Raw genomic sequence first — 15,437 nt, forward strand, 5'->3', positions numbered from 1 at the left:
AGGGGTATGTTACGCTTTCGGACAAGAAGTATCACTATTACCTGCAGGACCATCAGGGGAACAACCGCGTAGTCCTCAGTTCTACGGGTGCTGTTGAAGAAGCGAGCCATTATTATCCCTTCGGTGGGGTATTTGCAAGTTCAGGCAATGTGCAGCCTTACAAATACAACGGTAAGGAGTATGATGGCAAGAAGGGATTGAATTGGTATGATTATGGGGCACGCATGTATGATGCGGCGCTGGGAAGGTTTACGACGGTGGACCCTTCTGCTGAAAATTACTTCAATACAAGTCTCTATGCTTATTGCGGGAATAATCCTATTAATCGGATTGACTGACGGGATGGATTATTGGAGTACAAATAATCCTGAGGTAATCAGGCAATTCCTGGAAGCTGCGAAAGAACATTCGAATGCAAGTGGCAATCTTCTTAATGAAGTAAACTTTTCATCTTGGAACCATAGTACTGACGCAGAATTTCTCAGTAATTTGACTTTCAATGACCAAACCAATATGTTCTATTCCAATTACGGGACAATTGAAAATGGCATAGTAACAAGTATCGGAGTTTCTTTTCCCGCTTTGAGCAATGATGGAGAGAACGCTTGGCTGGAAGGCGGAGGAAGTAAATGGTATAAACGGGCTTCGGGAAAACTGGATAATACTTATCCGGAATTTATGTTATCAACAAGTGTAACAAAGGCTGGGTGGGGAACATTGAGATGGATTTGGAACTCCCTAAATCCTACATTTTCTCCCATAAACACTATAAATGCCAATGCTGTTAAAGATATTGCAGTAAAAGGATTTAAAGAGACAAAAAAATTCGGTTACTCCCATGGGGAAAAAGTATATGAATATAAAGGGAAATATTATTCTAAGGATGTGGATAGTCATAATGGTGGGGCTTGGAAAGTTTTTAAAGAAATAAATGGCAAATTGGTAAGAATAGGAACTGCTGATAAAGAGCTTAATATATTCAAAAAATAGAATTATGAAGATTTTAAAAGAAGATTACAATACTGTTAATGATTTTTTTTTGCAAAGCATTAAGAAAGAAAAATAAGAAATCTGTTTGTACAAGATGTGACATAGAGCCTATTGCTTTAATTAGAAAAGCTGATTTCATTTGTAATATTATAAAATCATTAGAGGCGGAATCTATAATTTGTAGAATTCTTTTTTGGGAAAAGAATGAGAAAATTGAATCTTTTCTCCAAAAGCATATACCTGGTAATGAATATGTAGTATATAAGCATTATAATAATAGAATGACACCAGGAATATGCTTTGTACATGCATCAAAAGACATGATTCCTTTTTTAAGAGTGTTGCTGGCTAATCATTTTAATTTTGAACTTGCAAAAGCCCCTTCACTCAGTGTGAGAGTGCAAATATGTATTAATACAAAATATCTTTGTTTCCTTTTGGATGTATATGATGATCGTGGTTTCTTTATGCATATCTTAAAAAATAAATATACTATCTTAGCATAATCCGACTATTTCAAACTGAATATAAAAACTATCCCAACACCAGAAATTGTATATCTTATATGTTGGGATAGTTTTTTATATTCAGCTATGTTTTTTAATGGGCGATGTGAATATGAAGACAACGCCCACCTGGTCTTCTCGCAGGACGGTGACCAGCGATCCCCCAAGTGGACTACTGCCTATATGACGTTTTCGGGAGAAATGCACCGGAAAGAATGCCTCTTCCAATACGGTGGTACATATACCATACAGAACTACTACGGCAACTATGGCTTTGTGGGCGGTGTGGGCTTCCCTAGCGGGTAGTTTACTCGTGACACTTCGAGCTACGGCAGGGGGTTGCTGAGATGTAACCTCTACAGTCTATACTTTCACGGACCAACTTGCCAGTGTGACACGTACTCATACTTAACTAAAGATTTAAACAGGTATATCATATAATTGCTTAAATTTGCCAAAAGTGGTAACTTTCAGTGACGGTAGTACGATTACCTACACTTATGGTGCCGACGGCACAAAGCTGAAAACAGTTCATAAGATAGGCAATACTGCTACCACGACTGATTACTGCGGAAATGTGGTCTATGAAAACGGAGTCCAGAAGCTGCTGCTTACTGAAGAGGGTTATGTGACGTTGAGTGATAGCAAGTATCATTACTACTTGAAGGACCATCAAGGGAATCACCGGATGGTTAGCAATTCAAGCGGTAATGTAGAGGAAACGAGCCATTATTATCCTTTTGGCGGAGTCTTTGCAAGTATTAATGGTGTTCAGCCTTACAAGTATAATGGTAAGGAGTTTGATGCGAAGAAAGGGTTGAATTGGTATGATTACGGGGCACGCATGTATGATGCTGCACTGGGAAGGTTTACGACGGTGGATCCTTCTGCTGAAAATTATTTCTATACAAGCCTCTATGCTTATTGCGGGAATAATCCTGTTAATCGGATTGACCCTGACGGGATGGATTATTGGAGTACAAACGATCCTGAGGCAATCAGGCAATTCCTGGAAGCTGCGAAAGAATACCCGTATGGAAGTGGCAATTTTCTTAATGAAGTAAACTTCTCGTCCTGGAACCATAGTACCGACGTGGAATTTCTCGGTAATTTGACTTTCAATGACCAGACCAATATGTTCTATTCCAATTACGGGACAATTGAAAATGGCATAGTAACAAGTATCGGAGTTTCTTTTCCCGCTTTGAGCAATGATGGAGAGAACGCTTGGCTGGAAGGCGGAGGAAGTAAATGGTATAAACGGGCTTCGGGAAAACTGGATAATACTTATCCGGAATTTGATTTGTTTTTTGCAAGTACCAAGAGTGGCTGGAACATATTGAAAAATGTTTTCACTTCCATGTTCCGTTCTTTCTCTACCACCAATACTTTTGATGCAAGCAGAAGTGGAATTATCCACAGTGGAGGAAATAGGGAAAAATGGGACGGGCGAAAGGTAATATGTCGGGAAACCGGGCTGTACAGGATGAACAAATAAGAAGTTTGTGTAATAAACATAATCTTGATAGAGTCCAACGACAAACCCTGCATCGTTTAGTAGGAGGGGAAGGGCTTGGCTATCATGAAATAGAACAGTTAATAAAAGAATATTTTAGAAAGTGAAATGGATATACATGAGTTATTAAAAACTGCTATTGGCAAAAAGGTGTTCATTCCTTGACAGGCGGTTGTGTGGGTTCTATTTGGAATATAGAGTTTGAAGAAGGAGTTCACTACATGATTAATTGTGCGTGGCGAGTAGAGCATAATGGAGTTGTTTTGACAACTTGCGGCGATGATGCTACGCCTCATGTAGGACGTATGAATGAAAGTGTTCAGTATTTGTTAAATAACAAATTGTTGTCTTATGAGTTATCTTCTCATTATGATTTGACACTCTATTTTGAAAACAACTATATAGTAAGAGTTTTCTGTGACAGTATATTCGAAGCTGACATAAAAGAAAAAAATCCTTATGAGAATTGGTATTTTTGTGTACCTGCATCGGATATCGCAGTGGCAATAACATGCTATTTTAAGGTTATTTATACAAGATGTTATTCAAATGATTTGATAGAAGAGTAGCTGGTCTGTTCGATGTAACTGGGATGTTTTCATCTGTTACTTTTGAATATTAAAATTTTCTTATTCAACAAAAAATCCCTGTCGGCATCTTTGGTAATGCAGGCAGGGAATTTCTGTGCCATTTCACATTAGGAGTACTGTTGCGGCCTCCGCCTACAACAACGGTCTCGACTTCAAGGATGCCGCCAGGCAGGCAAACGAGTACGCTTACGATGCCAACGGCAATCTGACGAAAGATTTGAATAAAGAATAATCAAAGAGAAGGCAGTTACGGAGGCGGACAGCTTCCTTCGCAGTGCAAAGCGGTGCAAGCGGAGGCAATGCATACGCATATTGGGAGTCCTTTTGTTGTCTGGCTTATATTTGCAGTGCCCGATAGCTGAAAGCCGTGGGTGGAAGAAGTCCACGACCGGCAGGTGGCGGCTTCGTGGAGGCAGGCATATTGCTTGTCTTCGGCTCCCTAAAAACACTCATCATTATGGGACAGATTAAACAAGAAATCCTTGGGGGATTCAGCGGAAAAGTAGGAACTGTGGTGGGCAGTTCCTGGAAAAATGTGAACTATATGCGTGCATTGGCCATCAGTGTCAAGAACCCCCGCACGCTGAAGCAGCAGGCGCAACGTGGAAAGTTCCGCAAGTGCATGCGTTTTTTGTGCGCTGTCGTACCTTATGTGCGTATCGGCTATAAGCAGTCGACAAAAGACTGCACAGCTTTTAATGCGGCCATGAGCTACGTACTCCATAATGCCGTCACCGATAGCGGGACGGAACTGAAGGTGGACTATGCGCGCGTTCTGGTGGCCCGCGGCACGTTGACGCCCGTCTTCAATGCTGTGGTAACAAAAGAGGCGGGCAAGCTATCTTTCAGCTGGGATGATAACAGCGGGATGGGCGATGCCTTGGCTACCGACCTGGCGATGCCGCTGGCTTATAACAAGGTGCGTGGTGAGGCGGTTTATCTGTTCTCCGGAGCTACCCGTGGAGATGGAAAGACGGAACTTGCTTTGCCTGAAAACTGGGGAGATGACGCTTTGGCGGTTTACTTTGCTTTTTCTTCTGGAAATGGTGTCCGTGCGACTAACAGCATCTGTTTGCGGAATGACGATTATGAAGAAGAAGGGAATGTTCCCGGTGCGGATGGAGGCAACGGCGGCGGTGATTCTTCCGGCGCTGACGGAGACCAAGGGGAGAACCCGCTGGGGTAATGTCCATAGGGGCTTGTTCCAAGACAAACCGGCTCTAAGCCCGGGAGTGCCGGGCAAACTTGAAAAAAATCAAAAAACATTTTTTTAAAGAAGTAAAATGAGAAAAATCAATTATATTGTAGTGCATTGCAGTGCTACTCGCGAAGATTGTAGTCTGACGGTGGAGGCGCTTAAACGCGAACATCTCCGTCGCGGATTTGTCGGCATAGGTTACCATTATTATATCCGTCGTGACGGTAAGGTTGTCTCTACTCGCCCCATTGCACAGATTGGAGCGCATGTCCGGGGTTATAACAAGTATTCTATCGGCCTTTGTTATGAAGGCGGGTTGGCTGTAGACGGGAGCCCGAAAGATACCCGTACTCTGGAGCAGCGTGCGGCGTTGCGCTTACTTGTGGCAAAACTTTTGCGTCGTTTCCCCAATGCCCGTCTTTGCGGACACCGCGACCTTAGTCCTGACTTGAACGGCAACGGTGTGGTGGAGCCTGTGGAATGGGTGAAAATGTGCCCGTGCTTCGATGTAGCACAGGAGCTGTGAACTGAATGGAAAAACCGGAGTACTTTCCCCGCCCGGATGTGTCGGGGCGGGGAAAGTACTCTGCTTTTTTAGGGTTGTTAAGCAAAAAAAAATCTTGGATAACGGCATTCTTACCGGCAATGGTTGTATCTTTGCCACCCGATTTAAAAGAAACGCAGTGAATCTCATTATTGACATAGGAAATACAATCGCCAAGATGGCAGTGTTTGATGATGGACGTATCGTGGAGGTAGTGTATGACTCCAATCTGACGTTGGAACGGTTGCCTGAAGTATGCCGTACATATACGATTGAAAAAGCGATAGTGGCTACTGTCATTGATTTGGGCAGGGAGGTGCTGTCGCAACTGGAAGGTATGGATGTCCCCATCCTGTGGCTTGATGAAAAGATCCCTCTCCCGGTGGAGAACCTCTACGAGACCCCGCAGACGCTGGGCTATGACCGCATGGCGGCGGTGGTAGGAGCCAATGAACGGTTCCCCGGCAGGGACATATTGGTGGTGGATGCCGGTACCTGCATCACATACGAGTTTATCGATGCCGCCGCCCGCTATCATGGCGGGAATATCTCTCCCGGCCTGCAGATGCGCTTCAAGGCGCTCCACCAGTTTACCGGACGGCTTCCGTTGGTGGCTCCCGGGGGGCGGATGGTGCCCATGGGGAAGGATACCGATACGGCTATCCGTGCCGGAGTAGTGAAGGGTATTGAATATGAAATTTCAGGTTACATTACGGCTATGAAGCATAAATATCCTGAACTTTTGGTTTTTTTAACGGGCGGGGATGATTTTTCTTTTGATACAAACTTAAAAAGTATCATCTTTGCAGACAGATTTTTAGTGTTGAAAGGATTAAATAGAATTTTAAACTATAATAATGACAGGCTATAGACAAACACTGTTAGTGCTCTTGCTCACGATATTATCAGGAGCGGCAGTCGCTCAAAATAATACAAATTCTCCCTATACACGATATGGATATGGACAGTTGTCTGAACAAGGCTCAAGTAACAGCAGGGCGATGGGTGGTATTGCCTATGGTTTACGGGACAAGTACCAGACTAACTTTGCTAATCCGGCATCCTATACGGCGGTAGATTCGTTGACCTTTATCTTTGATGGAGCAGTCTCCCTGCAGAATACAAACCTCAGTAACGGTACTCTGAAGCGAAATGCCAAGAATTCCAGTTTTGATTACATCACGATGCAGTTTCGTGCAAGTAAATGGGCTGCCATAAGTTTGGGATTGTTGCCTTATTCGAATGTGGGATACAGCATGGGAGAGTATCGGGAAGATACGGAGTTTCCGGACAAATCTACAACGGTAAGCTATTCGGGAGAAGGAGGCCTGCATCAGCTTTATTTAGGCGCAGGATTTAAAATAATTAAAAATCTTTCTGTCGGTGCGAATTTTTCGTATCTTTGGGGAGATATAACAAGAACCGCCGCGGAAACCTTTCCGTCCAGTTCAGGTGTATTCCCTATTACAATACAGTCTAATGTGGCTGTAAAGAGTTATAAGTTGGATTTTGGAGCGCAGTACACCCACCAGTTTGGGAAAAAGCATGCTGCAACGTTGGGAGTAGTCTTTTCTCCGGGGCATGATTTGAGCAATGATGCGTACGAAGTTAGGCAGATTGGTAATAGCAATACGGGAGCTACCTCGACAACGAGGGATACTGTTGCTACTTGCGGCATCCCGACGACATTTGGCGCGGGTGTGACGTACGTGTACGACAATCGTCTGACGGTAGGAGCGGATGTAATGTTTCAAAATTGGAGTAAAGTGAGCTATATGAACAATGACGAGGCGTTTTGCGACCGTGGAAGAATATCCGTGGGTGCAGAGTATCTGCCGAATCCTATGGGACGAAGCTATTTGTCTCATGTGAAGTATCGTTTGGGAGCTTATTATTCCAAACCTTATTATAAGATAGACGGTGTACGTGCCGCTGATGAATATGGCGTTACTGCAGGTTTTGGATTACCCATACCGAGAACCCGTTCTGTATTGAGTCTTTCTGCACAATACGTGCGAACCAAAGGAACCCAAGCGGCGTTCTTGAACGAAAATACGTTGCGCATTTGCGTCGGAGTGACCTTTAACGAACGTTGGTTCTTCAAGCGTAAAGTGGATTAATGGAAATTGAATAGACAAAAAATATAACAACTAAAATTTAAATACAATGAAAATTAAGACGCTTGTAGCTGTCTTGCTCCTTTCGGGTGGAGTGACCAGCACTTTCGCACAGACTGAAAATTGTAATTCGAACAGTAGTATCTCTCATGAAGCAGTGAGAGCAGGCAACTTTAAGGATGCATACGCTCCCTGTATGGCTGTATTGAAGGATTGCCCTACACTGCGGTATTACACATTTACAGATGCTCAGAAGATTTTAGTAGGTTTCTTGAGTCAGATTAAGGACAGGAATTCTGCTGATTACAAGAAGTATTTTGATGAGTTGATGGATGTATATGATTTGAGAATGAAGTACATTCCTGAATTTATTAGTAAGGGCATGAAGAACGTGCCGAGTGTGGCTGATGCCTTGGGTGCCAAAGCTGTGGATTATCTTCAGTTCGCTCCTGCTCCCGACCTTAATACTGCTTACAATTGGCTGAAAGAATCTGTTCAAGCTGAAAAGGGCGGCTCCAAAGGTGCGGTGTTGCACTACTTCCTGGATGTCTCTATGCAGAAAGTGAAGGCCGATGACAATCATACTGACCAGTTCTTCCAAGACTATATTGATGCTTCCAAGTATGCGGACGATGCTATCGCAGCTGAGACTAAAGAGGCAAAGAAGGCAAATCTGCAAGCTATCAAGGACAATCTGGTAGCTATGTTCATCCAGAGTGGTGTGGCTGACTGCGAATCACTGCAGAATATCTATGGTCCTAAGGTAGAAGAAAATAAGACTGACTCTACTTTCTTGAAGAAAGCATTGAATATCCTGAAGTTGATGAAGTGTAACGAAAGCGAAGTTTATTTCAAGGCTTCTGAATACATGTATCAAATTGACCCGACTGCTGATGCTGCTGTAGGTGTAGCATATATGTACTATAAGAAAGGCGACTATGACAATGCAGTGAAGTATTTTGACGAAGCATTGGCTAAGGAAACCGATAATGACAAGAAAGCTGAAATGGCCTACGCCACTGCTGCTGCCTTGATGCAGGCTAAGAAACTGTCCCAGGCAAGAGCGTATTGTCTGAAGGCTATCGGTTTCAAGGAAAACTATGGTGACCCATATATCCTGCTGGCACAGCTTTACGGCTCCAATCCTAATTGGACCGATGAGCCCGCTCTGAACAAGTGTACTTACTTTGTGGTAATTGACAAGTTGCAGAGAGCTAAAGCGGTGGATCCTTCGGTTACAGAACGTGCTAACGAATTGATTGGTACTTATTCACGCCACACTCCCCAGGCTAAAGACCTCTTTATGTTGGGTTACAAAGCCGGTGACCGTATCACTATCGGTGGATGGATAGGTGAATCTACAACTATCAGATAAAACCATGTTGCTACAACCCATCAACGTTGTTTATCATAAAAATGCGAGCATAACCATTGTCCTTGGGGCAATGGTTATGCTTCTTTTATTTTCTTCATGTTCCGGGAAGAAGAAGGAGCTGGGGGATGCCATTACCGAGCGTGACTCTATGGCAGTGATGGACACTCGCGGGGTGACTACGCTGGTGTCTGATTCCGGTGTAACACGTTATCGCATCAATACGGAAGAGTGGCTGGTCTTTGACCGGAAAAATCCTCCTTACTGGGCTTTTGAAAAGGGGGTTTATCTGGAAAAGTTCGACTCTGTCTTCCAAGTGGAGGCAAGTATCAAGGCCGATACAGCCTACTTTTTTAATAAGGAGGAATTATGGAAACTGATGGGGAATGTGCATATACAGAATTTGAAAGGTGAACAATTTGATACGGAGCTGCTGTATTGGGACCAGCGGGCACAAAGAATTTATTCGGATGAGTTTATCCGTATCGAGCAGCCTGACCGTATCATTACGGGACATGGCTTTGAATCCAACCAGCAAATGACTGTTTACACGATTCGCAAGCCGGAGGGCATCTTCTATGTTGATGAGGAGACTGCCGCACCGGATAGCTTGCAGACTGATACCATAAATAGATAAAATGGACACCGTTATTTTTTTATTGATAACCATGGCTTTCTCCGCTTTCTTTTCGGGGATGGAGATTGCTTTTGTTTCCGTAGATAAACTGCGCTTTGAGATGGAAAGGAAGCCGGGCGTCACTTCCGGTATCATTGCTTATTTCCTTCGCAACCCGAATAACTTCATCTCGACCATGCTGGTGGGTAATAACATTGCACTTGTCATTTACGGTATCTTGATGGCGCAGCTCATAGAGGTGAATCTTCTTGCCGGAATTATTTCCAACCATTTCGTAATGGTGCTGGTGCAGACTGTAATTTCCACTCTTATTATTTTGGTAACCGGTGAGTTCTTGCCGAAGACTTTGTTTAAAATCAATCCCAATCTGATGCTGAGGGTATGTGCCATTCCTCTATTTATATGTTATGTCATTCTGTTCCCCATCTCAAAGTTTGCATCGGGATTGTCGTATCTGTTCCTTCGGATATTTGGAATGAAGGTAAACAAGGAAGCTTCAGCCAAGGCTTTTGGCAAAGTGGATTTGGATTATTTCATCCAGTCGAGCATAGAGAATGCGGAAAGTGAAGAGGAGCTGGATGCAGAGGTAAAGATATTCCAGAATGCGCTTGATTTTTCGAATATAAAGATACGCGACTGCATTGTACCGCGTACAGAGGTGGTAGCTGTAGACCTGACCACCACATTGGAAGAATTGAAGTGTCTTTTTGTGGAGTCGGGTATTTCCAAAATCATAGTATATGACGGGAATATAGATAATGTGGTGGGATATATTCACTCGTCTGAGATGTTCAGGAATCCGGTAGACTGGAAGAACAACGTGAAGGAAGTTCCCATTGTACCCGAAACGATGTCGGCCCATAAGCTGATGAAACTGTTCATGCAGCAGAAAAAGACGATTGCTGTAGTGGTGGACGAATTCGGTGGTACGGCGGGTATCGTCTCTTTGGAGGATTTGGTGGAAGAAATTTTCGGCGATATTGAGGATGAACATGATAATACATCCTATGTATGTAAGCAGCTGGGTGAACGTGAATATGTGCTTTCGGCCCGTCTGGAAATAGAAAAGGTAAATGAAACCTTCGGGCTCGACCTGCCCGAATCGGATGATTATCTGACAGTGGGCGGTCTGATTTTGAACCGTTATCAAAGTTTCCCGAAACTGCATGAAGTGATTGAAGTTGATAACTATCAGTTTAAAATAATCAAGGTGACAGCCACTAAAATTGAGTTGGTGAGACTGAAAGTCATCGAATAATTTCATTTAAGCGTAATTTTTTAAAGAATAAATGGATGCGTATTAGCATTTTTTGTATCTTCGTGCGCTAAAATGAACTTGTTAGGAAAATAATAATAAACAAATAAATCATATTAACTAAAATGGCAACATTACAAAACATTCGGTCTAAAGGACCTTTATTGGTGATTGTTATTGGTTTGGCGCTGTTTGCTTTCATCGCAGGTGACGCGTGGAAAGTGCTTCAGCCACACCAGTCACAAGACGTAGGAGAAGTGAACGGGGAATCAATTTCCGCTCAAGATTTTCAGGCATTGGTAGAAGAATATACAGAAGTCATCAAGTTCTCCAGTGGCAACAGTGCATTGAGCGATGAACAGACAAACCAAATCAAAGATGAAGTGTGGAGAACATACGTCAATAATAAGCTGATTGAAAAAGAAGCAAAGAAGCTTGGTCTGGTTGTATCGAAGGCTGAGATTCAGGCTATTATTGATGCCGGTGTGCATCCGATGCTGCAACAGACTCCGTTCCGCAACCCTCAGACCGGTGCATTTGATAAGGATATGTTGAAGAAGTTCCTGGTGGACTATTCAAAAATGAATAAGGCGCAGATGCCTTCACAATATGCAGAATACTATGAATCCATGTACAAGTTCTGGTCTTTCCTCGAAAAGTCTCTTATCCAGCACGTCTTCAGGAAAAGTACCAGGCTTTGATTACGAAGTCTCTTTTCTCCAACCCGGTAGAAGCTCAGGACGCTTTTGATGCAAGAGTGGATCAGTCAGACCTGCTGCTTGCAGCAGTTCCCTATTCTTCTATCGTTGACTCTACCATCGTTATCAAGGATTCCGATTTGAAGGCTGCATACGACAAGAAAAAAGAACAGTTCAAGCAATATGTGGAAACTCGCAATATCAAGTTCATTGATGTACAAGTTACTGCAAGTGCAGAAGACAAAGCTGCCCTCCAGAAGGAAATGGAAGAATACACTGAACAACTTACTGCCAATCCTTCCGACTATACTACCTTCATCCGTTCTACGGGTTCCGATGCTCCTTATACAGACTTGTTCTACACTGCCAAGTCTCTGCCTGCTGATGTGACAGCCCGTTTGGATTCTGTTGCGGTGGGTGGTGTATTCGGACCTTATTATAACGTATCGGACAATACCCTCAACTCTTTCAAGAAATTGGCTGTTGCTGCCATGCCGGACTCTATCGAGTTCCGTCAGATTCAGGTGGTTGCCGAAGATGCTGAAAAGACGAAGACTTTGGCCGACAGCATCTACAATGCTATTAAGGGTGGTGCCAGCTTTGCTGAAGTTGCGAAGAAGTACGGTCAGACCGGTGAGCCTACCTGGATCTCTTCTGCTAACTACGAAGGCGCACAGATTGACGGTGACAACTTGAAATATATTACTGCTGTCACTACTTTGGGGCAGAACGAACTGACCAATCTGGCGTTGGGACAAGCAAATGTCATTTTGCAGGTAACCAACAAAAAGGCTGTCAAGGATAAATATAAGGTAGCCGTTATCAAGCGTCCGGTAGAATTCAGTAAGGAAACTTACAGCAAGGCATACAATGAGTTCAGCCAGTTTATCGCTGCAAACAATACTTTAGAGAAAATGATTGCCAATGCGGAAGATGCCGGTTATAAGTTGCTGGATAGAGCCGATTTGTACAGCTCTGAACATGGTATCGGTGGTATCAGAGGTACCAAAGATGCTTTGAAATGGGCGTTTGAGGCAAAAGCCGGTGAAGTTTCCGGTTTGTACGAATGTGGCGAGAGCGACCGTATGCTGGTAGTAGGTGTGGCAAGTATTGTTCCTGAAGGCTATCGCCCACTGGCTTTGGTAAAGGACCAGTTGAGAGCTGAAATTCTCCGTGACAAGAAAGCTGAGAAGATTATGGCTGATATGAAGGCTGCCAATGCAACTTCGTTCGAGCAGTACAAGAATATGGCAAATGCTGTCAGTGATTCTGTAAAGCACGTTACTTTCTCTGCTCCTGCCTATATCCCGGCATTGCGTAGCAGCGAACCTCTGGTAGGCGCGTACGCTTCTATTGCCGAAGTGAACAAGCTGAGTGCTCCTATCAAGGGTAACGGTGGTGTATTCGTTCTGCAACCTTATGCAAAAGAGAAACTGAACGAAACATTCAACAAGGAAACTGAAGAGGCTAACTTGGCCAACATGCACGCACGCATGGCAAGCCAGTTCATCAGTGACTTGTATCTGAAAGCCAACGTAAAAGACCAACGTTATTTATTCTTCTAAGAACGGAGAACCCCCATAGTGAAAGAGGGTGTGCAAAACTCCCCTTTACACTTCCTTTTAGGCGCGGATTACGCGGAATTCACGGATTTATTTTACTGAATCCGTGTCATTCCGCGTAATCCGCGCCTGATATTATAACCTTATAAAAGTACTCATGTACTTGGGATACATCGTCTTTTCATTGTCTGTACATTTCATTTTCTATACTCTCCGTTGTCTTTGTGCAACTTTATTCCTACCTTTGCATTCTTGAAAGAGTTTTGTTTTAATGAAAAACGATATGCAGAAACGACCTCTATTGGGCTTGACGCTCTCTGAATTGCAGAATGTGGTGAAGAATCTGGGAATGCCCGGTTTCTCTGCCAAGCAGATAGCTTCCTGGCTGTATGACAAGAAGGTGACTTCTATAGACGAAATGAGCAATCTTTCGTTGAAGCATCGGGAATTGCTGAAAGAAATCTATGAGGTAGGTGCCGAAGCGCCGGTAGATGCCATGCGCTCTGTAGACGGCACGGTGAAATACTTGTACCGGGCAGGCGAGGGACATTTCGTGGAAGCTGTCTATATACCCGACGAAGACCGGGCTACGCTTTGTGTCTCCTCCCAGGTGGGCTGTAAGATGAATTGCAAGTTCTGTATGACCGGCAAGCAAGGTTTCACTGCCAATCTGACATCCCACCAGATTATTAATCAAATCAATTCGTTGCCCGAAAGGGACAAGCTTACCAATGTGGTAATGATGGGCATGGGTGAACCACTTGATAATCTGGACGAGGTATTGAAAGCGCTGGAAATAATGACCGCCTCGTATGGGTATGCGTGGAGTCCCAAGCGTGTTACACTTTCTTCTGTGGGATTGAAGAAGGGTTTGCAGCGTTTTATTGAGGAATCGGACTGCCATCTGGCTATCAGCCTTCATTCGCCGATACCTTTGCAACGCCGCGAGCTGATGCCGGCAGAGAAGGCGTTCTCCATCACGGAGATTGTAGAATTGTTAAGAAACTATGATTTTAGCAAACAGCGCAGACTATCTTTTGAATATATTGTTTTCAAAGGAGTGAATGACTCGTTACCGTATGCAAAGGAACTTCTGAAGCTGCTACGCGGGCTGGACTGCCGGATTAACTTGATTCGTTTTCATGCCATACCTGGAGTGAATCTTGAAGGGGCTGATATGGAAACCATGACTGCGTTCCGTGATTATCTGACTTCGCATGGCCTGTTTACCACCATACGGTCATCGCGTGGAGAGGATATATTTGCCGCTTGCGGCATGTTGTCCACTGCCAAGCAAGAGGAGAATAAAGAAGAATTAATATAAATTATTAACTTAGGTAGGGAGGATATTACGCATTCTTCGTAGCTTTGTGAAAAACTAAAATGATAGAGATATGAGAAAGCACTTGTTTTATTTAAGTATGGTTCTCGTACTGACGCTTTTTTCCGCTTGTGGTGGTGGCAAAAAGAGTGTGTTTACTCCGACCTCCAGTGGTCGTGCGTATGAAGTTCTGGTAGTGGTGGAGCCCGGCTTGTGGGAACGTCCCGCCGGTAGGGCGCTTTTCGATGTGCTTGATTCTGATGTTCCGGGACTTCCCCAGTCAGAACGTTCATTCCGAATCATGTATACCGCCCCTTCCAATTATGATGCCACTTTAAAACTGATTCGCAATATCATTATTGTCGATGTGAACAAGGACCTCTATACCCAGCCTAAATTCAAGTATGCAAGGAATGTATATGCTGCTCCTCAGTCTATTCTCACTATTCAGGCGCCGGACGAGGCTTCGTTCGAGAAATTTGTGGAGGAGAACAGGCAGGTAATCATCGATTTCTTTACCCATGCGGAAATGAATCGTCAGATTTCAGTATTGAAGGACAAGCATAGCGACTATATAGCAACGAAGGTGAAAAGCCAGTTCGATTGCGATGTATGGGTGCCGGGCGAACTGACATCTACCAAGGAGGGTGAGAACTTCTTCTGGCAGGTACGAATGCAGCTACCGGCGACCAGAACTTTGTAATCTACTCTTATCCTTATACGGATAAGGATACGTTTACTAAAGAATATTTTGTCCATAAACGCGATTCCGTGATGAAGGCTAACATCCCTGGTGCCCGTGAAGGCATGTATATGTCGACGGATTCTCTGATGACCGATGTCCGCCCCATCAGTGTGCAGGGAGACTATGCACTGGAGGCCCGCGGCTTGTGGCGCATAAAGGGTGACTTCATGGGCGGTCCGTTCGTATCGCATGTACGTTTGGACAAAGCCAATCAGCGTATTATCGTATCTGAAATATTTATTTATTCACCTGATAAAATGAAACGTAATCTGGTACGTCAGATGGAGGCTTCGCTCTATACCTTGAAACTGCCTGGCAGCAAGCAGGAAGGTGCGGAAATTCCGGTAGGCGTAACCGCAAAAGATACTACTAATAATAAGTAACGA

Annotated in this window: 15 protein-coding genes and 2 pseudogenes; all 17 read left to right on the top strand. The window is 44.0% G+C overall.

Annotated features, from left to right (window positions below; all coding sequences use genetic code 11):
- A partial coding sequence (locus JCM16496_RS07630; RefSeq protein WP_025833357.1) for an RHS repeat-associated core domain-containing protein occupies positions 1–338 on the top strand: 338 nt, incomplete at its 5' end.
- Positions 298–990, top strand: a complete 693-nt coding sequence (locus JCM16496_RS07635) for a toxin C-terminal domain-containing protein (RefSeq protein ID WP_209441609.1) — start codon at positions 298–300, stop codon at positions 988–990. The genes JCM16496_RS07630 and JCM16496_RS07635, both read left to right, overlap by 41 nt.
- Before the next feature lie 38 nt (positions 991–1,028).
- Positions 1,029–1,496 (top strand): hypothetical protein, encoded by a 468-nt coding sequence (locus tag JCM16496_RS07640; RefSeq protein ID WP_025833361.1) that lies wholly within the window; start codon positions 1,029–1,031, stop codon positions 1,494–1,496.
- 87 nt (positions 1,497–1,583) lie between these two features.
- Entirely contained in the window at positions 1,584–1,802 is a 219-nt protein-coding gene (locus JCM16496_RS07645) for a hypothetical protein (RefSeq protein WP_025833363.1), read from the top strand.
- 154 nt (positions 1,803–1,956) lie between these two features.
- Entirely contained in the window at positions 1,957–2,994 is a 1,038-nt protein-coding gene (locus JCM16496_RS25235; protein ID WP_439644523.1) for an RHS repeat-associated core domain-containing protein, read from the top strand.
- A gap of 179 nt (positions 2,995–3,173) precedes the next feature.
- Positions 3,174–3,581: a hypothetical protein gene (locus tag JCM16496_RS07655; protein WP_128809497.1), complete on the top strand. Its 408-nt coding sequence runs from the start codon at positions 3,174–3,176 to the stop codon at positions 3,579–3,581.
- A gap of 115 nt (positions 3,582–3,696) precedes the next feature.
- Entirely contained in the window at positions 3,697–3,834 is a 138-nt protein-coding gene (locus JCM16496_RS22650; RefSeq protein ID WP_159102439.1) for a hypothetical protein, read from the top strand.
- A gap of 135 nt (positions 3,835–3,969) precedes the next feature.
- Positions 3,970–4,788, top strand: coding sequence for a DUF6266 family protein (locus JCM16496_RS07665; RefSeq protein WP_244440278.1), 819 nt, complete (start codon positions 3,970–3,972; stop codon positions 4,786–4,788).
- 97 nt (positions 4,789–4,885) lie between these two features.
- Complete coding sequence (locus JCM16496_RS07670; RefSeq protein WP_025833370.1) at positions 4,886–5,326, top strand: N-acetylmuramoyl-L-alanine amidase; 441 nt, start codon at positions 4,886–4,888, stop codon at positions 5,324–5,326.
- A gap of 157 nt (positions 5,327–5,483) precedes the next feature.
- Positions 5,484–6,215 carry a type III pantothenate kinase gene (locus JCM16496_RS07675; protein ID WP_025833372.1) on the top strand — a complete coding sequence of 244 codons (732 nt, stop codon included), beginning with the start codon at positions 5,484–5,486 and terminating at the stop codon, positions 6,213–6,215.
- Complete coding sequence (gene bamG / locus JCM16496_RS07680) at positions 6,202–7,464, top strand: BamG family beta-barrel-assembly machinery protein (protein WP_025833374.1); 1,263 nt, start codon at positions 6,202–6,204, stop codon at positions 7,462–7,464. Before JCM16496_RS07675 ends, bamG begins: the two co-directional genes overlap by 14 nt.
- A gap of 46 nt (positions 7,465–7,510) precedes the next feature.
- Positions 7,511–8,836: a tetratricopeptide repeat protein gene (locus JCM16496_RS07685; RefSeq protein ID WP_025833376.1), complete on the top strand. Its 1,326-nt coding sequence runs from the start codon at positions 7,511–7,513 to the stop codon at positions 8,834–8,836.
- A gap of 4 nt (positions 8,837–8,840) precedes the next feature.
- Entirely contained in the window at positions 8,841–9,470 is a 630-nt protein-coding gene (lptC, locus tag JCM16496_RS07690; protein WP_025833378.1) for an LPS export ABC transporter periplasmic protein LptC, read from the top strand.
- Position 9,471: 1 nt separating this feature from the next.
- The gene (locus tag JCM16496_RS07695; RefSeq protein ID WP_025833380.1) at positions 9,472–10,728 is read left to right on the top strand and encodes a hemolysin family protein; all 1,257 of its coding nucleotides are present in this window, start codon (positions 9,472–9,474) and stop codon (positions 10,726–10,728) included.
- A 122-nt stretch (positions 10,729–10,850) separates the two neighbouring features.
- Positions 10,851–12,988 (top strand): annotated as a pseudogene (locus tag JCM16496_RS07700) (SurA N-terminal domain-containing protein).
- Positions 12,989–13,268: 280 nt separating this feature from the next.
- Positions 13,269–14,309 carry a dual-specificity RNA methyltransferase RlmN gene (gene rlmN, locus JCM16496_RS07705; RefSeq protein ID WP_025833382.1) on the top strand — a complete coding sequence of 347 codons (1,041 nt, stop codon included), beginning with the start codon at positions 13,269–13,271 and terminating at the stop codon, positions 14,307–14,309.
- 70 nt (positions 14,310–14,379) lie between these two features.
- Positions 14,380–15,434 (top strand): annotated as a pseudogene (locus tag JCM16496_RS07710) (DUF4837 family protein).
- Positions 15,435–15,437 lie beyond the last annotated feature (3 nt).

The organism is Bacteroides rodentium JCM 16496 (assembly GCF_000614125.1).
In the GTDB taxonomy this organism is placed as follows: domain Bacteria; phylum Bacteroidota; class Bacteroidia; order Bacteroidales; family Bacteroidaceae; genus Bacteroides; species Bacteroides rodentium.